General features: G+C 42.2%; 18 protein-coding genes. All 18 read left to right on the top strand.

Going from position 1 to position 21,261, the window contains the following annotated elements; genetic code table 11:
* Positions 1-3: 3 nt before the first annotated feature.
* The 18 genes from BLU87_RS10395 (at position 4) to BLU87_RS10480 (ending at position 21,256) form a co-directional block, all read left to right on the top strand.
* Complete coding sequence (locus BLU87_RS10395; RefSeq protein ID WP_092347868.1) at positions 4-1,134, top strand: XrtA/PEP-CTERM system-associated ATPase; 1,131 nt, start codon at positions 4-6, stop codon at positions 1,132-1,134.
* A 94-nt stretch (positions 1,135-1,228) separates the two neighbouring features.
* The gene (locus tag BLU87_RS10400) at positions 1,229-2,161 is read left to right on the top strand and encodes an NAD-dependent epimerase/dehydratase family protein (protein ID WP_092347869.1); all 933 of its coding nucleotides are present in this window, start codon (positions 1,229-1,231) and stop codon (positions 2,159-2,161) included.
* A 111-nt stretch (positions 2,162-2,272) separates the two neighbouring features.
* A complete protein-coding gene (locus tag BLU87_RS10405) occupies positions 2,273-3,589 on the top strand; it encodes a nucleotide sugar dehydrogenase (protein ID WP_092347872.1) in 1,317 nt (438 codons plus the stop codon).
* A gap of 101 nt (positions 3,590-3,690) precedes the next feature.
* On the top strand, positions 3,691-4,572 hold the full coding sequence (locus BLU87_RS10410; RefSeq protein ID WP_175498353.1) for an XrtA system polysaccharide deacetylase: 882 nt from the start codon (positions 3,691-3,693) through the stop codon (positions 4,570-4,572).
* A gap of 246 nt (positions 4,573-4,818) precedes the next feature.
* Positions 4,819-6,132 carry an Ig-like domain-containing protein gene (locus BLU87_RS10415; RefSeq protein WP_175498354.1) on the top strand — a complete coding sequence of 438 codons (1,314 nt, stop codon included), beginning with the start codon at positions 4,819-4,821 and terminating at the stop codon, positions 6,130-6,132.
* Between the two features lie 71 nt (positions 6,133-6,203).
* Entirely contained in the window at positions 6,204-7,241 is a 1,038-nt protein-coding gene (locus BLU87_RS10420) for a FemAB family XrtA/PEP-CTERM system-associated protein (RefSeq protein ID WP_092347878.1), read from the top strand.
* 26 nt (positions 7,242-7,267) lie between these two features.
* On the top strand, positions 7,268-7,684 hold the full coding sequence (locus tag BLU87_RS10425; RefSeq protein WP_092347881.1) for a hypothetical protein: 417 nt from the start codon (positions 7,268-7,270) through the stop codon (positions 7,682-7,684).
* A 142-nt stretch (positions 7,685-7,826) separates the two neighbouring features.
* Positions 7,827-8,873 carry an NAD-dependent epimerase/dehydratase family protein gene (locus BLU87_RS10430; protein ID WP_092347884.1) on the top strand — a complete coding sequence of 349 codons (1,047 nt, stop codon included), beginning with the start codon at positions 7,827-7,829 and terminating at the stop codon, positions 8,871-8,873.
* A gap of 10 nt (positions 8,874-8,883) precedes the next feature.
* A complete protein-coding gene (gene rfbC, locus BLU87_RS10435) occupies positions 8,884-9,426 on the top strand; it encodes a dTDP-4-dehydrorhamnose 3,5-epimerase (protein WP_092347887.1) in 543 nt (180 codons plus the stop codon).
* Positions 9,427-9,444: 18 nt separating this feature from the next.
* Positions 9,445-10,680 (top strand): class I SAM-dependent methyltransferase, encoded by a 1,236-nt coding sequence (locus BLU87_RS10440; protein ID WP_092347889.1) that lies wholly within the window; start codon positions 9,445-9,447, stop codon positions 10,678-10,680.
* 23 nt (positions 10,681-10,703) lie between these two features.
* A complete protein-coding gene (locus BLU87_RS10445; RefSeq protein ID WP_092347892.1) occupies positions 10,704-11,870 on the top strand; it encodes a class I SAM-dependent methyltransferase in 1,167 nt (388 codons plus the stop codon).
* A 12-nt stretch (positions 11,871-11,882) separates the two neighbouring features.
* Positions 11,883-12,722: a sugar phosphate nucleotidyltransferase gene (locus BLU87_RS10450; RefSeq protein WP_092347895.1), complete on the top strand. Its 840-nt coding sequence runs from the start codon at positions 11,883-11,885 to the stop codon at positions 12,720-12,722.
* Entirely contained in the window at positions 12,691-13,344 is a 654-nt protein-coding gene (locus BLU87_RS10455; protein ID WP_217637493.1) for a PIG-L deacetylase family protein, read from the top strand. The genes BLU87_RS10450 and BLU87_RS10455 overlap by 32 nt, the downstream gene beginning before the upstream one ends.
* 46 nt (positions 13,345-13,390) lie before the next feature.
* Entirely contained in the window at positions 13,391-14,665 is a 1,275-nt protein-coding gene (locus BLU87_RS10460; protein ID WP_092347901.1) for a TIGR03087 family PEP-CTERM/XrtA system glycosyltransferase, read from the top strand.
* On the top strand, positions 14,658-15,626 hold the full coding sequence (locus tag BLU87_RS10465) for a glycosyltransferase (protein WP_245706457.1): 969 nt from the start codon (positions 14,658-14,660) through the stop codon (positions 15,624-15,626). Before BLU87_RS10460 ends, BLU87_RS10465 begins: the two co-directional genes overlap by 8 nt.
* 1 nt (position 15,627) lies before the next feature.
* The gene (asnB, locus tag BLU87_RS10470) at positions 15,628-17,496 is read left to right on the top strand and encodes an asparagine synthase (glutamine-hydrolyzing) (RefSeq protein ID WP_092347904.1); all 1,869 of its coding nucleotides are present in this window, start codon (positions 15,628-15,630) and stop codon (positions 17,494-17,496) included.
* Positions 17,493-20,072, top strand: a complete 2,580-nt coding sequence (locus BLU87_RS10475; protein WP_092347907.1) for an RIFT barrel domain-containing protein — start codon at positions 17,493-17,495, stop codon at positions 20,070-20,072. Before asnB ends, BLU87_RS10475 begins: the two co-directional genes overlap by 4 nt.
* Before the next feature lie 77 nt (positions 20,073-20,149).
* On the top strand, positions 20,150-21,256 hold the full coding sequence (locus BLU87_RS10480) for a glycosyltransferase (protein ID WP_245706459.1): 1,107 nt from the start codon (positions 20,150-20,152) through the stop codon (positions 21,254-21,256).
* The last annotated feature ends 5 nt before the right edge of the window (positions 21,257-21,261 follow it).

Raw genomic sequence — 21,261 nt, forward strand, 5'->3', positions numbered from 1 at the left:
AATATGTACACAGAGTTTTTTGGTCTGAGTGCTAAACCCTTTGACCTTCTACCTAACCCCAAATTTCTTTATTTAAGTAAAGGGCATCGTAAAGCTCTCAGTTATCTGCAATACGGCGTTCAAGAAAATGCTGGATTTACCCTGCTGACCGGGGAGGTTGGTTCTGGTAAAACGACTCTGCTCCGAGACATCATTAACAAGATAAGTACTGATGTTACCTTGTCAATGATTTTCAACACGCGTGTTGACGGATATCAGCTCGTCGCCATGATCAATACTGATTTCGGTTTGGAAACAAAAGGTAAAGATAAGGTTGAGCTCATAACCGACTTAAATGACTTTCTATTAGAGGAGTGTACGTCGAACCGTCAACCTATTATTATTATTGATGAGGCGCAGAACCTTTCAGAGGAAGGTTTAGAAGAAATCCGTTTACTCTCTAATCTTGAAGCCGACAACTTTAAGATGGTGCAAATCATCCTTGTTGGACAACCAGAATTAAAACAAATTATTGCTAAGCCATCATTGCGACAATTGCGACAACGGATCAGCATAAGTTGTCACCTCAACCCTTTAAATCGTGAAGAAACTGAGGAATATATCTATCATCGTCTCGCCACTGTTGGTAATCGCGACTGTGTGACTTTTCAGGATGGTGTTATTGATGCCATTTTCCGTTTTAGCGGTGGTGTCCCACGGTTGATTAATCTGATTTGTGACTTTCTTCTTCTATCGGCTTTTGTCGAAGAGACGAAAGTGATCGATATGGATCTTGTTCAAGATGCTTTGACCGAACTCTCTTTTGATGAGCCTGTTATGCAGGGAAGTGGTTTTGATGCTTCAAGTGGGCCTCATGACCCCGTTGATCTGAATAGCCGATTAGCTCGCATTGAGGATAACTATGCCAAACTTAACGCTAACCGCTCCGAAAAAGAAGCTATCCTTGAACGACTTTCCAGCCAAGGAAGTATTCTTGAATATCTGATTAATCAGCAACAAACTCAATTTGGACAATTTGATGATCATTTGAAAAAAATATCGGCACAAATTGACAGATTGCGACAATCACTTCTTGTTGACGGCAAGCGGTCGAGCATTGAAGAGTCTATGGGGCTTAGATCCAAAATTGAATAATTTAACCACAAGCAATGTTGTGAGCAGTTTAAAGTTAAGCCTGTCTTTCACTTTGTTTTAGGTTCCTTTAAATTAAGAAAGAGGATGAAATCGCGTGAAAATACTGGTGACTGGCGGGGGGGGCTTCATCGGTTCCCATCTCGTTGATGTGTTAATTGCAAAAAAGAATAATGTCACGGTTCTCGATAATTTCAGTACCGGACATCGTACCAACCTTCCTTTAAGTCATCCGCGGTTGAAGATTATTGAGGGTGATATCCGCGATCCCGAAATCGTTTTACATGCAGCAAAAAATTGCGATGCAATCGTTCATTTGGCTGCAGTAGCCTCCGTTCAAGCTTCTGTTGATGATCCAATTGAAACCCATCAGGTTAATCTGGTTGGTACGGTTAATCTTTTAGAAGCAGCCAAGCGACATGCTATTAAACGCTTTGTTTTTGCCTCTTCTGCTGCCGTTTATGGCAACACTGAAGTTATCCCGGTTTCAGAATCTACAAAACTGGCACCTTTAACCCCCTATGCCGCCGATAAACTGGCAAGTGAATATTATATTGATTTTTATCGTCGCCAATATGATTTATCGCCGGTCATTTTTCGCTTTTTTAATATTTTTGGTCCTAGACAAGATCCATCTTCCCCTTATTCTGGTGTTATCAGCATTTTTATGCAAAGAGCGATCAACCGCCAGACCTTGACTGTTTTTGGTGATGGAGAACAGAGTCGTGATTTTGTCTATGTTGCTGACCTTGTGGCGCTAATAGCTGCTGCGGTTCGTAGTCAGTGTGCATACCAATCCGCTATGAATGTTGGAAATGGTCTGCAAACAAATTTGAATCAGTTGTTGGCATTGATACAAAGGTTGTCTGGTAATCAACTTGATATCTGCTATTCTTTACCGCGGTCTGGAGATATAAAATACTCGCTAGCAGATAACAGCAAGATTGTGGATTTATTACAATACCAACAAGAGTATTCAGTTGCAAGAGGATTAAAGCTGACTTATGATTGGTATCTTACTAAGTGTTGAACGACTCATTGGATTGTTTGAACACAGATTTTCACAATGATAAAAACATAATACTTAGAACATGTTAAAGTTAAGTCATTGGCATTGTTCATGACAATAGGAGATTGGAATTTGATAACAATAGATAAAATAATTAATCGGCAAGCTAAGATAGCTATTGTGGGTTTAGGGTATGTCGGCCTTCCTCTGGCTGCAGCTTTTGGAAAAAAAGTCGATGTCATTGGATTTGAAATTCATGCAGAAAAGGTTAAACAGTTACTGTCTGGCTATGATGCTACCGGTGAACTGTCAGCCGAAGACCTGAAAAAGACACGGATTGAATACACGACAGATCCCAAAGATTTAAAATTAGCTGATTTTATTATCGTTACTGTTCCAACTCCCATTGATCAGAATAATAACCCCGACTTAACCCCTATGGAAAAAGCGTCAAAGACAATTGGTCAGAACTTGAAAAATGGAACAATTATCGTTTATGAGTCGACCGTTTATCCGGGAGTGACAGAAGATATATGTGTCCCAATTCTCGAGCGTGAATCGGGTTTAAAATGTGGGGTTGATTTTAAGGTTGGCTATTCTCCAGAACGGATCAATCCAGGAGATAAGGTTCATACAGTTGAAAAAATCATGAAGGTCGTCTCCGGTATGGATGAGGCGACTCTGGAAATAGTTGCTCAGGTCTATTCACTGGTTATCACTGCTGGTGTTCATCGTGCCTCAAGTATCAAAGTTGCAGAGGCGGCAAAAGTTATTGAGAATACCCAACGCGATCTTAACATTGCGTTGATCAATGAATTATCGCTGATCTTTAACAAGTTGGACATTCCGACCATGGATGTCCTTGCTGCCGCTGGAACCAAGTGGAATTTTCTTAAGTTTACTCCGGGCTTAGTTGGTGGTCACTGTATTGGGGTTGATCCTTATTACCTGACCCACAAAGCAGAACAGATCGGTTATTTGCCCCAGGTCATCCTTGCAGGTCGTCGTATCAATGATGGTATGGGAAAATATGTTGCTGAAAATACAGTGAAGCAGATGATTCGCTCCGGTAAAGTTATTAAAGGCTCCAAAGTTCTTATCCTGGGTCTGACCTTTAAAGAAGATGTTCCGGATATCCGCAACACAAAGGTTGTTGGCATTGTTAAAGAACTTAAAGATTACGGTGTCGAAGTTATGGTTCATGATCCTTGGGCTGACCCTGATGAAACCCGCTATGAATATGGCTTGGAGTTGATTGATCTGAATGCTGTCGGCAAGGTTGATGCGGTGATTTATGCTGTGAGTCACAAAGCATTTGCGGATATTGGAATTTCTGCTCTTACACAATTTTGTACAAATGGCAACGGTAACGGTGTCGTTGTTGATGTTAAATCAATTCTTAAGCGGCGAGACGTTGAGAATGCGGGTCTAACCTATTGGTCTTTGTGATAAATGCCTTATTGCCGCAGATGAACACAGATAAAGACGGATAAAATCAATTCAGCTGTTATTGATATTTTTAGGACACCTGTTGAAGGATTGAACAACTTATGGCGATAAAAAATTATCTTACTATCGATGTTGAAGATTATTTTCACGTTTCAGCATTCGAAAAACTTTCCGCTCCTGAAACGTGGGCTGGACGTGAGTGTCGGGTTGAACGTAATACTGACTTGGTTCTCTCACTACTTGCTGACAATGAAGTTAAAGCCACTTTTTTTATCCTCGGTTGGGTTGCTGAACGATACCCGCAACTAGCAGTTAAAATTGCAAATCTAGGCCATGAAGTCGCAAGCCATGGTTATCTTCATCAACGGGTTGCGTTACAGGATCGTGAGACTTACAAACAGGATATCCGTCGTGGAAAAGGGTTGTTGGAAGATCAAATTGGGGCTGCTGTCCTGGGTTATCGTGCTCCAAGCTATTCGATTACCCGCCAGACCTCTTGGGCTTTTGATGAATTGCTTGAGGCGGGATTTAAATATGATTCCAGTATTTTCCCGATGCAGCATGACTTCTATGGGATTCCTGACTGGCCAAGGTTTTCGGGATATGCAGTAAAAAATGGGGGCAAATGGGAAGATAGTCCAGCATTAATGGATGGACAAACGGGTATTCAGGAGATTCCAATTACAACCTTGCAATTTGGAGATAGAAATCTGCCTATTGCAGGTGGTGGTTACTTTCGCCTGCTTCCATACGCCATAACCCGGTGGGGTTTGAAACAGATTAATAACAAGGAGCAAGAGCCCTTTGTTTTTTATCTGCATCCTTGGGAATTTGATCCACAGCAGCCACGAATGGCCGGTGCAAGTGCCAAAAGCCGGTTCAGGCATTATTTGAATTTGGGTAAGACTGAAAGTCGTTTCAAGAGATTAATATCAGATTTTTCTTTTAGTTCAATAAAGCATGGATTGTCGATGTCCGATTGACCTTTTTCTCCACTGGTACAATCAGAATAAATTGTTTGGCTGCGATATCTTGGCATTTACAGTAATCGAGTGAAGCTTTGGATCTCTATGATAGGTAAGTCTTTACATGTTATCCTTTACAGATTGAGCCTTGATGCTGGATTTAAGGGTTCCGGCAAAGTTTTTGTCTGTTTATTCTTAATCCTTCTCGTATGGGGATGCGATCGCTCTGCTCTCGATCAAGGTCCTCCTGTCCACGAAGATGATATGGCTGTAGATATCTGGGTGTGCCCAGAAAAGGCGCATCTGCTCGTTGGTCAGTCATTGTCTTTTGTCGCAACAATAAGTGATTTTGCAGGAAATATTCTTTCAGCACGAACGGCCACTCCCACACTTAAAGTAGGTTCTCTGAAGCAGGTGAAAGCGACTATTGGTGATTCTGCAGGGAGAACAGGGAAGGTTTTGTCCTGGTCCTCCAATCGTCCCTCTCTGGTGAAAGTTGATGAACAAGGGTATGTCACTGCATTAGCTGCCGGGAATGCGATGATAATCGCAACATTTGAAGGACAAAGCAGAGCTGTCGAGGTGACTGTCTCCGACCTTCAGACCGAAGAATTATCGGTTTCACCGATCGAGGCTCGGTTGCTGGTAGGAGAATCACTAATATTCAGTATTGTGTCAAAAACAACAGGTGACAAAGTTTTTACCAAAGAGATCTCTTGGAGGGTAGATCCTCCGTCAAAGGCATCTATAGACGCAAACGGTTTCCTGACAGCAACAGCTCCTGGGGATATCACAATCATTGCAGAAACTACAGATGAGATCGCCACGGCTACCCTTCAAGTTATTCCTGTTACTACTATCTATGGTCTGGATTTTCCAGGTAGTGCCAAAGTCCGTAATACGATGCGGTTTGAATTTGATAAGCCTTTGCCTGCTTTTCCCGCGACATATATCTGGCACCTCTATCCAAGACAACAGAAATCCTACTATACTGCTTTTTTCTGGGGCAATAATGGAGCATTTTTCCCCTCAAATACCTTCTATGGTTTTCATCCTTATCCAGACTGGCAATCAGAGTCGCAGCACTTTTGGGAGATTGCAGCTCCACCCGGTAAAGATGTAACCAATGACAGTAACGTGATTTATGACCGCTGGTATACTCAGGTCGCAATTTGTTGGATATCAGAGGCGTCAACAATTCACGAGTTTTATTGGGACTGGCCAGACATGAGTAAAGTAATACGATATTCTGTTGACATTTCCCCTGATCCTCCTGCACCGGTGCTTGCGGTTGGGGATGCTCCATGGAATCCTGGACACGAGGTTTGGAACGGTGTGCTTCGTGGTTTTCAGTTTTATGACAAGGTGTTGACACTCAGTGAAATCGAGCAGGAAATTAAAACACCGGGATCAGTACAACTGCCGTGGTATCTAAATTTAAACCCGACACCAGAAAACATTGTAGATCAAAGTGGTAGCGGCCATCATCCGATGTGGGTAGGACCGGAGCGTCCCATTTTATGGCAGGGATTGATAACAGGGGGTACAGCAATCCAAACGGCAGTTTCACCTCGCTAATTATAGTTTCAATTCCGCTGAGCAGATAAGTTTTAATTTTAAGCTCTCTATCGAGGTTTATAATAATAATTATGCAAATACGTAAAGCTACGGATCAGGATGAAGAGGAATGGAATCGTTATGTTTTAGACCATCCAGATAGTCTCGCTTACCATCAGTTTGCTTGGAAGAAGGCCGTAACCGAGGCCTACCGATTTAAGTCCTGCTATCTTATTGCTGAAGAGGATGAACAAATCTGTGGCGTACTTCCCATGATCATCCTTAAATGCCCTTTTTGTGGATGCAACTATGTCTCTCTGCCGTATTGTGATGTTGGGGGATGCTTAGTCGATAGCGCAGAGATTGAAACGCTGCTTATTCATAAGGCGAAAGAATTGGGAATTGAGGATGGTATTTCAGGGATCGAATATAGAACGGGGCAACACCGAACTTCAGTTGAAGATGTAACGGATGGTGATCAGAAAGTCAGGATGGTTCTAGAGCTCCCAACATCATCGGAAATCTATCTGAGCAGTTTAAAATCAAAATTGCGTAGCCAAATTAAAAAACCGCTTAAAGACGGTTTGACAGCTAAATTGGGTGGTCTTGAATTAGTTAGTGATTTCTATCAGATTTTTTCTGAAAATATGCGCGATCTTGGTTCTCCTGTTCATAGCCTTAAGTGGATAAAGGCCATTGTCAGAAATTATGCCAACAGTGCTCAAATTGGTCTCGTATTTACTCCAGATGGTGAGTTAGCTGCTGGCGGAATTATCCTGATGCATCGAGAGACTGTATCTATTCCTTGGGCATCCTCGTTGCGGCGTTATAATTCTCAAAATGCTAACGTTCTCCTTTATTGGAACTTTTTGTCATTCGCTGCTGATCATGGGTATAAAATTTTCGATTTTGGACGATCAACGATCGGTGAAGGTACGTATCGGTTCAAAAAACAATGGGGAGCTACACCAAGGCCCCTCTTATGGTCTGATTTATTGGCAGATAAAGAGGAGCTAATTCCTTTTAAACCTTCAAAACTTAGAATGATTTCTGAAAGGATTTGGATGAAAATGCCGCTTTTCTGGTGTAACAGTTTAGGACCACTTATTCGTCGATATATCTCTCTCTAATGTGATTCGGGTGAAATGCTTTAAAGATGTCTAAGCTGAAAGTTATCGGCATTTTTGGCCACTATGGAAACAAAAAAATAGAAGATGAAACCTTCATTCTGTCTGTAATTCAGAATCTTTATCTACGTATCCCCAATGTAGAAATAGAATGTTTCTCAATAAATTCAATCGATTCCAGCACAAGTTATAATATGACTTCTTATCCGATATGGAAAGAGAAGGTGCAAGCTGTCATTGTTGATCAGACAACAGAGAATCCTGATCACTTGCAACCTCAGAATAAGATAATAGTAGAAACGACTGTGTCTGAAATACATCAAATAAAAAACGTCTTTAAAAAGATACCATTTGTTTTTACTTTTCTTGAAATTCTGCAAAACCTCCTTGAGTTACCATTATTTTTTTTAAAAGAATTCGAAAATCTGCCAATAGTTTCGTGGTAAAATGAGTTTGAAAGAAAATATTTTAAGGCAAAAGTTATGGGTTCTGGACAGCATTGTCCAGTAACTATGTTATGCCGTTGCTGGTAAGTTCGGCTCAAAAGGTTAACTGTATTAACAACCATATTTAAAATTGAGGAATATTATGAAAATTTTGATTGTTGGAAATCTTGGTTATGTTGGACCAAGTGTTATTAGCCAGTTGCGAAAATCATATCCTGATGGAGAGTTGATCGGGTTTGACATTGGTTACTTTGCCCATTGCTTAACTAACGCGGCAATGTTGCCGGAAATCAAACTGAATAAACAGGTTTTTGGAGACATCCGTGCATTTCCTGAAGAGCTTCTCAAGGGGGTCGATGGTATCATTGATCTTGCTGCAATATCAAATGATCCCATCGGTAACAAATTTGAAGAAGTGACGATGGATATCAACTATAGGGCTGCAACCAACCTAGCGGAAATGGCAAAGAGGAACGGGGTTAAATCCTTTGTCTATGCTTCAAGTTGTTCAATGTATGGGCAGGCCGATGATTCACCTCGTAAAGAGACAGACAAGCTGAATCCGCTAACAGCTTATGCGCGGTCAAAGGTTGCTGCAGAGGAAGCGTTAGAAAAATTGGCTGATGACAATTTTACAGTTACGTGCCATCGATTTGCGACAGCTTGTGGGTGGTCTGACCGGTTTCGCTTGGACCTTGTCTTAAATGATTTTGTTGCTGGTGCCATTGTTAATAAACATATTTCAATTTTGAGTGATGGAACTCCCTGGCGTCCGATGATCAATACCAAGGATATGGCTCGTGCCATGGACTGGGCCATCACTCGGTCATCCTCTAATGGTGGTCACTTTTTAGCTGTCAACTCAGGTAGCAACGAGTGGAACACGACGATGCTTTCATTGGCGGAAGCGACAGCCGAAGTTATTCCTGGCGTTGACATCTCTGTAAACCCTGATGCTCCTCCAGATAAGCGTTCTTATCGAGCAAATTTCGATTTATTCAAGCAACTCGCTCCTAATCATCAACCCAGTGAGAATCTTACGTCGACAATAACTGAAATCAAAAATAACCTGCTAGAAATGGATTTCCATGATTCACAATATCGGGAATCTCAGCTTATGCGTTTGCATGTCATCGGTCGACTTCAGAAGCATGGCAAGCTGAATGACCAACTGCAATGGATCATATAAGGAATATGTTATGATTTTTACTGAAACGCCACTCAAGGGTGCTTTTGTTATTGAGATCAACAAGATTGGTGACGAGCGTGGTTTTTTCGGTCGGTCCTGGTGCAAAAAAGAAATGCAGGAGGCCGGTTTGAATTCAGAAATTGCTCAAATAAACACGTCTTTAAGTCGTCAAAAGGGGACATTGCGTGGTTTGCATTTTCAGATAGCTCCTTATCAGGAAAGCAAAATGATTCGCTGCACTAAAGGGGCCATTTTTGACATGATTGTTGACATACGTCCTGAGTCAAGTTCTTTTCTCCAATGGTATGGCGTTGAACTGACTGAGTCGAATCATAAAGCGTTGTATTCACCAGAGGGCTTTGCTCAGGGATTTATTACTCTTGTCGATGATACTGAAATTACTTATTTTACCAACGAGTTTTATGCTCCAGGAAAAGATAGAGGTCTTCGGTATAATGATTCTCAAGTCGGTATTAAATTGCCAATAGATCCAGTTGTCATAGCTGACAAAGATATGTCCTGGCCCGATTTCACCCTGGATATGTTGACGTAAGCCAAGGAGGTACAAGGCATGAAAACATCCAGTCATTGTCGTTTTTGCGGTGAAAGTCTGAACTATACGTTCGTTGATTTGGGTATGACCCCTTTATGTGAAAGTTACATAGATGCGGATCATTTAAACATGATGGAACCTTTCTACCCACTTCATGTTTATGTATGTCCCAAGTGTTTTTTAGTTCAACTTGAAGAATATGTGAATCCCCATGAAATTTTCTGTGACTATGCCTACTTCTCTTCATATTCTGACAGCTGGCTGCAACATGCTAAAACATATACGGAGATGATGACCTCTCGTTACTCTCTTAATGATTCGAGCCATGTTGTCGAACTTGCCAGTAATGACGGATATTTGCTGCAGAACTTTGTAGCGGCGGGAATACCGGCTTTGGGGATTGAACCGGCTAAAAATGTAGCTCAAGTAGCGATTGATAAAGGGATAACAACGATCACTGAGTTTTTTGGCGTGAAATTGGCGAAAAGCCTAGTCGATGATGGCAAGCAAGCCGATCTGTTGTTGGGGAATAATGTCCTTGCTCAGGTCCCGGATCTCAATGACTTTGTTGCCGGAATGAAGCTGCTGTTAAAGCAAAGAGGTGTTATCACGATGGAGTTTCCTCATTTGGTGAGACTTATGGAGGAAAACCAGTTTGATACCATCTATCATGAACATTTTTCATATTTTTCACTCATCGCAGTAGAGAAAGTTTTTGCGGCCCACGGTTTGACTATTTTTGACGTTGAACAACTACCGACCCATGGTGGATCGCTTCGTATTTATGCCTGTCATACCGGGGAAAAAAGTCATCCAACTTTGGCGGCGGTAACTGATCTACGGACTTCAGAGCTGAACTTTGGTTTGACTCAGATGGCGACTTACGCATCATTTGCAGAGCAGGTCCGAGAAACTAAACGTAAATTGCTTGAGTTTCTTATCAACTGTAAACGTAAGGGTAAAACTGTTGTCGGCTATGGTGCTCCAGGTAAGGGAAATACATTGTTGAATTACTGTGGTATCGGCACCGATTTTATTGATTTCACCGTCGATCGTAATCCACATAAACAAGGTAAATTCTCACCTGGGACGCATATCCCTATCTATCATCCAGATGGGATTAAAAAGTTTCAGCCTGATTTCCTCTTGATTTTGCCCTGGAATTTGAAAAAGGAAATCATCAGTCAGAATTCCTATGTATATGATTGGGGCGGAAAATTTGTCGTGCCCATTCCCGAAGTAGCAGTTTTTTAATTCCTATTTGAGAGAATGATATTATGCATCATGAAGCCTGTCCCAGTTGTAAAAGTCATCAAATCGAGGACTTTTTCCTGATAAAAAACGCACCTGTTTATAGCATTGTTACAGTCAAGTCAAAGGCCGAAGCGTTAGCAGTCCCAAGAAAAGATATTGGTCTTGGAATCTGTCAACAATGTGGATTTATTTTTAACCGCCTTTATGATACCGACACTGACTATTTCACTCTGGGTTATGAGGATCAGCAGGGATTTTCCGAGACCTTTATGAAATATCTCACTCGGATTTCTAACGAATTAATCTCCAAATATGACCTCAAAGGAAAGACAATCCTGGAGATCGGATGCGGTAAGGGTGACTTTATAAACCTCCTCAATAAGCTTGCTGGTGGAATTGGCATTGGCGTTGATCCTGCCTACGAGGATGGTCGACAATCCAATCAGCATCTTACCTTCTATAAAGAATACTATTCAGAAAAACACGGAGCGCTGAATCCGGATTTTATCTGCTGTCGGCACACGTTTGAACATATTTTTCATACTTATGATTTCCTCCGACTGATTCGTATGTCCCTTGGACAAAAAAAGCCTGTTGTGTTCTTTGAGATTCCTCAGATTAATAGAATTCTCGATATTCAAGCGTTTTGGGATATTTACTACGAACATTGCAGCTATTTCAGTGCCGGCTCCCTTGGTCGTCTGTTTCGCAATGCGGGTTTTGATGTTCTTGATATCCGTCTGGACTATAGCGATCAGTATCTACTGATTGAAGCTGTCCCTTCCGACACTCCGGCAGAAAAAACTTTTCCGATTGAAGAAACAGTTGCAGATCAGAAGGTAAGAATTGAGAACTTTAAAACGAAAATAAACCAACAACTGAGTGAATGGGAAAAGCGGCTCAAGCAGATGAAGGAGTCTGGAGAAAAGGTTGTTGTCTGGGGGGGCGGTTCAAAGTCTGTTGGTTTCCTGACACAATTTTCAGATCTTAGCTTGATTGACTACGTTGTTGATATTAACCCGAACATGGAAGGAAATTATATTCCGGGAATCGGTAGCCGTTATGTCCAGCCTGAATTTTTGAAAGACTATCAACCTGATACCGTTATTATCATGAATGGGGTCTATCAAGATGAGATTACCAAGACAATGTCTGCTATGGGCGTGAATCCAAAAGTATACTCTTTATAAAGGAGAGCTTAGATGAAAGTCGTACTTTTTTGTGGTGGACAGGGGATGCGTTTACGGGAGTACTCAGAGAAAATTCCCAAGCCAATGGTCCCTCTAGGATACCGTCCGATACTTTGGAATGTCATGCGTTATTATGCCTACTATGGTCACAAGGATTTTATCCTTTGCCTAGGGCATATGGCGGATACCATAAAAAAATATTTTGTCGAATACGACGAGACTATTTCTAACGATTTTGTCTACACAAAAGGCGGTCAACACATTGAGATGTTGAATACCGATATTGATGACTGGCGTATCACTTTTGTTGATACCGGAATTAACTCTAATATTGGTATGAGGCTGATGCAGGTTAAGGAACATCTTGAAGGGGAGGAGATGTTTCTTGCGAACTACAGTGACGGTTTATCAGACTTGAATCTGAATACGATGATTGAATGGTTTAAACCCCAAACAGATAAAGTTGCAAGTTTTACCGCATATCAACCATCGCAGAGCTTTCACGTTGTCACCAGGGAGGGTGACGGTCTGGTGAACAGTATCAGTCATATCGGGACTTCCGGGCTTTATATCAACACCGGTTATTTCGTCCTCAGATCAGAAATCTTTGATTATTTAAAATGGGGTGAAGAACTGGTTGAAGATCCGTTCCAGCGATTGATTGCAGCCAAGAAGCTGACTTCTTGGGAACATAAGGGGTTTTGGGCCAGTATGGATACCTATAAAGACAAACAGACTCTTGATGAGGCTTATGCCAAAGGTGGAGCACCTTGGGAAGTCTGGTTGAAAAATGACAAATATAAAGTGGAAGGAGTACGAAGTGTTAGGACTGAACCTGCCACACACCGATGAACCGCTGAAGGTTCTATGCCTTGGTGCCCATTGTGATGATATTGAAATTGGCTGTGGTGGCACAATTCTGGAACTCACTGCAAACAGAGCTATCGACTGTACCTGGGTGGTCTTCTGCTCCAATGAAGTCAGAGCCGCTGAAGCACAGGCCTGTGCGGAAAAGTTTTTGCATAACGCTAAGCATATAAACATCATTATTAAAGACTTCAGGGATGGTTTCCTCCCTTATCTCGGCTATGAAGTTAAAGATTTTTATGAAGAGATAAAGCAGCAGGTTTCTCCTGATTTGATATTCACTCATTATCGACAGGATAAACATCAAGACCACAGACTTGTTTCAGAGTTAACTTTAAATACCTTCAGAAATCATTTGATACTGGAATATGAGATTCCTAAATATGATGGGGATATGGGGCAGCCGAATGCATACGTGCCGGTTAATGAAAAATACAGTCTAAAAAAGGTTTTGCTTATTGATGGTAGCTATAAATCGCAGAGAGACAAAAATTGGTTCGATCCAGAACTCTTTAAATCGCTAATGAGAATTCGGGGGATGGAAATAAATGCTTCTGAGCGATATGCTGAAGCTTTTTATTCTTATAAAGAAAAGCTCACGATATGACAAAGTTTAACTTTAATTAGGTGCTGTACATGGATTGAAGGTTTTTATGGAAAAAATTTTATTTATCGTCCATCGCATTCCATTTCCTCCTAATAAAGGGGATAAAATTCGTTCTTTCAATGAATTGAAGTATCTGGCGCAAAGGCATTCGGTGGATTTGCTCTGTCTTGCTGATGAACCGGAAGATCTTAAATACAAAGTTGATTTGGAAAAATTGTGTAACCGGGTTGAGGTTTTTCCTTTAAGCCCTCGAATTGCCAAAATTAGGGGAGGAATGGCCTTGCTTCAGGGGCGAGCTCTCAGTAGCAGGTATTTTTATAGCAAAATTATGCAGAGAACCTTTGATGCCTGGTTACAAACCAAGGAGTACGACTCTATATTTTGCTTTTCATCATCCATGGCCGAATATATTTTTAAGTCGAAAGCATTGTCTCAACTTGATTCTATCAAGAAACCACAATTGTTTATGGACTTTTGTGATGTAGATTCTGATAAGTGGCTACAGTATGCAGGCGATTCAAGTTTTCCACTCAATAAGTTGTATCATCTTGAATATCGTCGTTTGCTGAAATATGAGCAGCGGATTCAAAATTATTTTAATCATACGGTATTGGTCTCTACCGGTGAAGCGGAGTTATTTTATACCCATTGTCCTGAGTGCAAAAACTTAGCTGTCATCCCCAATGGTGTTGATCATCAGTGTTTTTCACCAACTTGCGTAGACTCAACAATAGATCTCATTGCAAAAAAATGCGCTCCAGCTATAGTTTTTACCGGCGCAATGGATTACCCCGTAAATATCAAAGGGGTACTTTGGTTCATCGAGGAGGTTTGGCCACATCTTCAACAGCGCTACCCTGAGTTGCTCTTCTATATTGTAGGAAGTCATCCTACTGCTGAGATAGAGGCTTTAGCGGCGCGGACTAACATCTTTGTAACCGGCTTTGTCGATGATATTCGTGCTTACTATAAGCTCGCAGATGTTTGTGTGGCCCCATTGCATCAAGGCCGCGGCGTACAAAATAAAGTGCTTGAAGCCATGTCTATGGAGAAGCCTGTTGTTGCAACTTCCAGAGCCAACGCCGGCGTGCAAGCAGTCTCCGGTGACCATTTACTAATCGCTGATACGGCCAAGGATTTCATCTCGATGACTTGTCGCTTACTGGATGACCCGCAGCAGGCAAATATCATCGGGCGTGCTGCTCGGGATTATGTAATTTCCTGCTTTGATTGGGAGACCAATATGCTGGCTTTGGAGGCATTGCTGTTGCGTCCTGAAAAGGAAGGCCAAGCGGTTGGGGAGGAGGGGATGCATGATTGATTTTTCAATTATTATTCCAGCTAAAAATGAAGAGCACAATATTAAGAATTGTCTCGAATCTATCTTTGCCGTCGACTATGATCATGCTCAATATGAAGTGATTGTTGTCGATAATGGTTCTACTGATCAGACAGTCGCCATTGCTAAAGAATTGGGCGCGCAGACATTCATTCAACCCGATTTAACCATCTCCGGATTGCGAAATTATGGCGCTTCTGAGGCAAAAGGTGAGATTTTTGTTTTCCTTGATGCGGATTGTACTGTTACTAATAGTTGGTTAGCAGCAGCCTCTCGCTATTTGAAACAAAGTGAAATTGTCTCTTTTGGCAGTCCTGTGGTTTTACCTCCAAATGCAACCTGGGTCCAAAAAACTTGGTTTTATATTAGAGAGAAAAAAAAGGACGTTGAGGAGGTAGAATGGCATGAATCAGCTAATGTTTTTGTTCAAAGAGAAGCGTTCATCGCGGTTCATGGATTTGATGAGGATTTAATCACTTGTGAGGATTATGATCTGTCTTTTCGGCTAAGTAAAATTGGGAAGTTATTATCAGACAGGCGCATTATTGCGATACATCATCGAGAGCCAGCGACAATTTCGGAGTTTTTTAAAAAGGAAATTTGGCGGTCTAAAAGCAATGTACATCGACTACTTGACCGAACTTTCAATCTGCGGGAATTGCCCAGCATCTTAGTTCCGCCTTTTTACTGTTTCTTGGCTGGTTTATTTGTTTTATTTCTACTGCTCTTTGGTTCTTTTGATGTAAAAACAATAAATAGCGGCTGGCTCATCTTATTAGTTGTATGGCAATTACCTATCGTTCTTTTGTCGTCCTGGAAAATACGTCATGCTTGGAATACAAAAATGGCGGGACAATTGTTTGTTTTATTGAATGTTTATTTTTTAGCTCGAGGCCTAGCTTTTGTCAGCGAACTTCGCAGTCTCAAAGTGGGAAAAACTTAAAATGTGTGGCATCGCTGGATTTTTAAGAACTGTTTCGCCCTCTTCCGGTAAGGAAGTTTTAGAGCGCATGGGCAACGTTATCCGCCATCGCGGCCCTGATGCCGGTGGTGAATACCTGGATGATTTTGTTGGTTTAGCCCATCGACGGCTTAGTATTATTGATTTATCGGCTCAAGGCAATCAGCCGATGTTTTCCTTGGATCGACGCAAGGTGATTGTTTTTAATGGCGAAATTTATAATTTCCAGGAACTGAAAAATGATCTACAAAAGGAAGGGGTCCAGTTTAACACCCGCACAGATACCGAAGTCATTCTTGCGCTCTATGAGAAATATGGCGCTGATTGTTTGTCCTATCTGAACGGCATGTTCGCCTTTGCGCTCTGGGATATGGATAAAAAACAACTATTTTTAGCCCGTGATCGCATCGGTAAAAAACCTCTTTATTTCTATCATGGCGGCGATGATCGGCTCGCTTTTGCTTCAGAGATCAAAGCGTTGTTGCAGTTCCCTGGGCTGGATTTCAAAATCGACCCAACTTCCGTTGCCGATTACCTTAAATATCATTATATCCCTTCCCCAAAGACAATCTATCAGCAGATCTATAAATTGTCGCCGGGGCATTGTCTGACATTGTCCATAGGTCAAAAGCCGGTTATTTCTGAATATTGGGATGTCTGTTTCAAGGAATCACAGATCAGTTTAGCGGATGCTCAGGAACAATTGTATGAACTTCTTCAGCACAGTACCGCGCAGAGAATGATAGCTGATGTTCCCTTGGGCGCCTTTCTGAGTGGCGGGGTGGATTCAAGTGCGATTGTTGCCTTGATGGCAAAGACATCCAGTCAGCCTGTAAAAACCTGTACCATTGGCTTCGATGATAAAAAATTTGATGAATCTCCCTTTGCCCTTGAAGTTGCTGAGTTGTTTGCAACCGATCATAAAGAATATAGAGTCACGACCCAGCTAGAAGATACCATTAAACTTTTGCCAAAATATTTCGACGAACCTTTTGCCGACTCATCTGCGGTTCCAACCTTCCATGTTTCACGGCTGGCGCGTCAGGCGGTCACCGTTGCTCTTGCAGGTGATGGCGGCGATGAAAGCTTCGGCGGTTACCAAAAGTATGCAGTGGAATTGAAAGAAGATATTGTGCGCAATAACGTGCCGCGGCCTCTGCTGACCATGTTGCACGGCCTGTCGAAAGGCTGGAGTCATCCGCTGCCGCGAAAACTGCATTCTTTGACTGGGAGTGCTATGTCCGAGCCGGCGCGAGCGTTTTATCGAACCAACACTTACATGGATGATTCAACATTGAATGGCATCCTTTCTGAACATCTCAGAAGCGATTGTCGCGGTTATGATCCGGCAGAACATACCCTTCGTCATTACCAAAAAGTTGCCACCGCTGACCATGCCACACGGATGATTTATACCGACCTTAAAACCTACTTGCCGGACGATATCCTGGTGAAAGTTGATCGTATGAGCATGGCACATAGTCTCGAAGTGCGAGCTCCTTTTCTTGATTACCGAGTTATAGAATTTGCCGCATCGCTACCTAGTCATTTTAAAATATCAAACAGCGGTAAAAAAATTATCCTACGCAAAACCTTTTCTCAGTTCTTGCCACAGTCCATATTGAATCGACGTAAACAGGGATTCAGCGTCCCGCTTGACCATTGGTTCCGCAATGATCTGAAAAGCTATACGGAAAAATCTCTATTTCATTCTCCTTCCTTGGGTGATCTTTTATCGATTGACGATGTGCAAAAGCTCTGGCAGGAACATCAAAGTAGGAAGGTTGATCATGGCACTATTCTCTGGAGTCTGTTGATGTTGTCACTCTGGCAGCAGGAGTATTGTCCATGAACTCTGCTTATACTGTTGCTATTGTGGTTCGCGAGAATACTGGAATTGAACGTTGTGGAGAGCCAGTGCGGATTGGTGTTCCGGTACCGAAAGGTTGGTGGACTAAGGACAGCTCTTTTGTGATAAGCCATCCCGATGGTGATGTTCATCCCTGTCAGACACAATGTTTGAAAAGATGGCCTGATGGTTCAATAAAGTGGTTATTGGTTGATTATCAAGTGCAAGTCCCGGCGCTTAGTACAACGACCTGGACGCTCTCTCAGCAGGACAAACAAGCCGATTGGCAACAGCAGATACTGATTGAAGAAGGAGCTGATGAGTGGCGGGTTGATACTGGCGCAGGTTGCTTTTATATCGATACCCATGTTTTTAAGCCCTTTAAGCAAGTTGAATCATTATCGGGTGATAAGGTTCTAGACTCAAGTCGTTGTAACTTGAAGCTGGACGGTGATAACTTACTTAAACCCATGGTCGACAAACTTATCATTGAAGATTCAGGACCTTACCATGCTGTCATTTGTTTACATGGTCACTTTGTAGATTCAGTCCTGCATTTCAAATGCCGCTTACACTTTTATGCCGGGACGATGACGGTTAAAGCTGCCATGCAGTTACACAATCCGCAAGCGGCCGCACATCCCCACGGGCTCTGGGATCTTGGGGACCAGGGATCGATCTTGTTTCAGTCGTTAAGTTTTCGTTTTGACTTGTCTTCTGATTTGCAAAAAACAATCGTTTGTCGTCCGGAAATCGGACAAGAGGCTCTAGAGTTTTCTGCTGGCGACCCAGTTACTATTTATCAGGAATCGAGTGGTGGGCAAGAATGGCAGAGTCCAAATCATAGAAATAGTACAGGGCAGGTTCCGCTGACATTTAAAGGCTATCGGCTAACGGATGGTGGAAAAACCGTCCTTCAGGGCGAAAGGGCAATCCCGCATGTCTGGGTGGGTAAAGAAGTAAAGGGGGTAGCTGTCGCGAGTCCGCTATTCTGGCAGGAATTTCCGAAACAAATTATTCTGACAGATGCTTGCATTGAAGTGTCTCTTTTTCCTGAAAGTTTTCCCGATGTATTTGAATTGCAGGGGGGAGAACAGAAAACCCACCTGTTTTTTGCTGACTTCAGCGCAGAGCGGGACAGCTTAACTTGGGCCAGCGCGCCACTGGACGTTCTCCCTGCTCCAGAAGCTTTTCATGCTTCCGGGGTTTTTGCTGATCTCCCTGGGGATAATGATCTTGTCGATCAGTTTGTGTCAGCGGGTGATTTTATTGCTAAACGGGAGTTGATCGATGAATACGGTTGGCGAAATTTTGGTGAAATTTATGCTGATCACGAGGCGGTAGAGCATAAAGGTTCTGCCCCTTTTATCTCTCATTACAACAATCAGTATGATCTGCTCGCTGGCGTTTATAAAAAAGCTTTTACCGCAGCCGACTTCTCCTGGCTTAAACTTGCCCATGAATTAGCTGCACATGTCCGTGACATTGATATGTATCATACTGATCAAGATCGAGAAGAATATAATCATGGTCTGTTCTGGCATACAGATCATTATGTCAACGCCGGATTAGCGGGTCACCGATCCTATTCCAGAGAACAAAAAGCTACCTATGAACTACATTGTGGTGGAGGTGGACCAGGATCTGAGCATTGCTACTCTAGTGGTTTTGTAGTGCACTATTTTCAAACCGGTAATTTCGATTTTAAAGAAGCGGTACTTCAACTGGCACAATGGGAGCTAGTGTCTCTGAGTGGACCGCAGACAATTTTAGCTGCGACCAAACGTTTTGTTGATAATGTTCGCTTGTGGCGAAGCAATTCTGGAGTTACAAAATTGTTTCCGCTTTACCCATTTACTCGTGGTACGGGTAATGCGATTACGACCTGTCTTGATGCTTTCGATGTGAGTGGAGATGAAACCTGGCTTGTACAGATAGAAGCTATTTTGCAGCGCACTCTTCATCCAGAAGATGATATTACCTTAAGAGACTTATTGAACGTTGAAATCGGCTGGTCATATACCGTTCTTTTGAATGCAGTTGCTAAATATCTTGATAAAAAACTGGAATTGGAACAACTGGATGACGGTTTTAACCATGCCCGGCTAAGTCTCCTTCACTATGCCAACTGGATGCTCGAGAATGAATATCCCTACCTGAATAAGCCAGAAATTCTTGAATATCCCAATGAAACCTGGGCAGCGCAGGATCTGCGAAAAAGTGTCATTTTGTATCATGCTGCAAGATACTCTTCTGACGAAAATCAGCAGGATCTGTTTGTGCAAAAGGCCAGTTTTTTTTATGACTATGCTGAGCAGGAACTTAAACGTCATAAAACCAGTCGATTAACCCGGCCAATTGCTTTAATACTGCAAAATGGTTGGGTTGGTGAGCGGTTAAGGCAGGGAGATAAAATTCCGCTGTTTTCACATAAGTCATCGGAAAACTTAGCTACAAAAATTCCAGGCTTGAGTTTGAAGTCTGTCATTGAGCGTTATTTTTGGGAGTTCGGGCGAGTTATCGTTCAAACGAACCCTAAGCGCGAAGTTGCATGGTTGAAAGCAAGGTTAAGTTCCTGAATTTTGATTAAAAATATTTACAATGAGACTAAAAACATCCGTGTAATCTGTGAAAATCAGTGGTTGAAGAGGTTTAAGTGGACAGAGTACCTAAAATAATGCATGTCGTTATCTCGATGGTTGTCGGGGGTGCAGAGCGTCTGGTTTATGACATGGTGCGTTATCCTGAGTTTGCAGACAATCCGCCAATCGTCTGCTGTATGGATTCACTTGGTGATTTGGGTCAGAAACTTCAGGCTGAGGGTTATAAGGTCTATTGTAAGGGGCGTAAGCAGGGGTTCGATTTTGAAATGATTGCCTGGCTACGAGCTATTATCAAAGTTGAGCAAGTTGAAGTTGTACACGCTCATCAATACTCACCGTTGGTCTATGCAACACCTGCGGCTTTTCTGGCAGGGCGTAAAAAGGTTGTTTATACTGAGCATGGGCGTTTTTATCCTGATAGAAAAAGTTGGAAGAGAACTCTTATTAATCCTCTGTTGGCATTGGGTGTTGATCATCTGGTCTCAATCTCGGCGGCAACTGCAGAAGCTATGGCGACGTACGATAACTTTCCCCGAAAACGGATACAAGTTATTCATAATGGGATCAACTGCACGGCAATGAACCCGGATTTTGATATTGTTGCTAAAAAGCGAGATTTGGCCTTGGATGATAAAAGTCACATCATCGGTACAGCTGCTCGTCTAAACAGCATTAAGAATATACCGATGATGCTCAGAGGGTTTAAGCTTGTTTTGCAGTTTCATCCGGACTGTTGCTTAGTGATTGCTGGTCAAGGAGAAGAGGAAGAGCAACTAAAAATAATGGCTTTCGATCTTGGCATAGCAGAAAAAGTTAAATTTATAGGGTTACGTTTTGATTTGCCCGAAATCTATCAAATGTTTGACGTGTTTTTATTGACCTCTTTTTCTGAGGGTATTTCAGTGACTTTACTTGAATCAATGGCTAGCAGAGTTCCTTCTGTGGTTACAGATGTCGGTGGGAATGGTGAGGTGACTCAGGACGGCATAACTGGTTATTTAGTGACCTGTGATAATGACGATCATCTTGCTCAGCGTATAAATGAATTATTACATAACCCTGCTTTAGCAAAAAAAATGGGAGCAGCAGCCCAAAAACGGGTAAATGAAACATTTTCGGTGGTAAATATGATGAATAATTATATGCAAATGTACAGGTAATACCA

It is taken from the genome of Desulfuromusa kysingii, from assembly GCF_900107645.1.
GTDB classification, from domain to species: domain Bacteria; phylum Desulfobacterota; class Desulfuromonadia; order Desulfuromonadales; family Geopsychrobacteraceae; genus Desulfuromusa; species Desulfuromusa kysingii.

What these genes read in the sequence shown, in the direction of transcription:
- BLU87_RS10395 (WP_092347868.1), top strand. Translation starts at nt 4, where the DNA reads ATGTACACAGAGTTTTTTGGTCTGAGTGCTAAACCCTTTGACCTTCTA.
- BLU87_RS10410 (WP_175498353.1), top strand. Translation starts at nt 3,691, where the DNA reads ATGGCGATAAAAAATTATCTTACTATCGATGTTGAAGATTATTTTCAC.
- BLU87_RS10415 (WP_175498354.1), top strand. Translation starts at nt 4,819, where the DNA reads ATGGCTGTAGATATCTGGGTGTGCCCAGAAAAGGCGCATCTGCTCGTT.
- BLU87_RS10420 (WP_092347878.1), top strand. Translation starts at nt 6,204, where the DNA reads ATGCAAATACGTAAAGCTACGGATCAGGATGAAGAGGAATGGAATCGT.
- BLU87_RS10425 (WP_092347881.1), top strand. Translation starts at nt 7,268, where the DNA reads ATGTCTAAGCTGAAAGTTATCGGCATTTTTGGCCACTATGGAAACAAA.
- BLU87_RS10430 (WP_092347884.1), top strand. Translation starts at nt 7,827, where the DNA reads ATGAAAATTTTGATTGTTGGAAATCTTGGTTATGTTGGACCAAGTGTT.
- rfbC (WP_092347887.1), top strand. Translation starts at nt 8,884, where the DNA reads ATGATTTTTACTGAAACGCCACTCAAGGGTGCTTTTGTTATTGAGATC.
- BLU87_RS10440 (WP_092347889.1), top strand. Translation starts at nt 9,445, where the DNA reads ATGAAAACATCCAGTCATTGTCGTTTTTGCGGTGAAAGTCTGAACTAT.
- BLU87_RS10445 (WP_092347892.1), top strand. Translation starts at nt 10,704, where the DNA reads ATGCATCATGAAGCCTGTCCCAGTTGTAAAAGTCATCAAATCGAGGAC.
- BLU87_RS10450 (WP_092347895.1), top strand. Translation starts at nt 11,883, where the DNA reads ATGAAAGTCGTACTTTTTTGTGGTGGACAGGGGATGCGTTTACGGGAG.
- BLU87_RS10460 (WP_092347901.1), top strand. Translation starts at nt 13,391, where the DNA reads ATGGAAAAAATTTTATTTATCGTCCATCGCATTCCATTTCCTCCTAAT.
- BLU87_RS10465 (WP_245706457.1), top strand. Translation starts at nt 14,658, where the DNA reads ATGATTGATTTTTCAATTATTATTCCAGCTAAAAATGAAGAGCACAAT.
- asnB (WP_092347904.1), top strand. Translation starts at nt 15,628, where the DNA reads ATGTGTGGCATCGCTGGATTTTTAAGAACTGTTTCGCCCTCTTCCGGT.
- BLU87_RS10475 (WP_092347907.1), top strand. Translation starts at nt 17,493, where the DNA reads ATGAACTCTGCTTATACTGTTGCTATTGTGGTTCGCGAGAATACTGGA.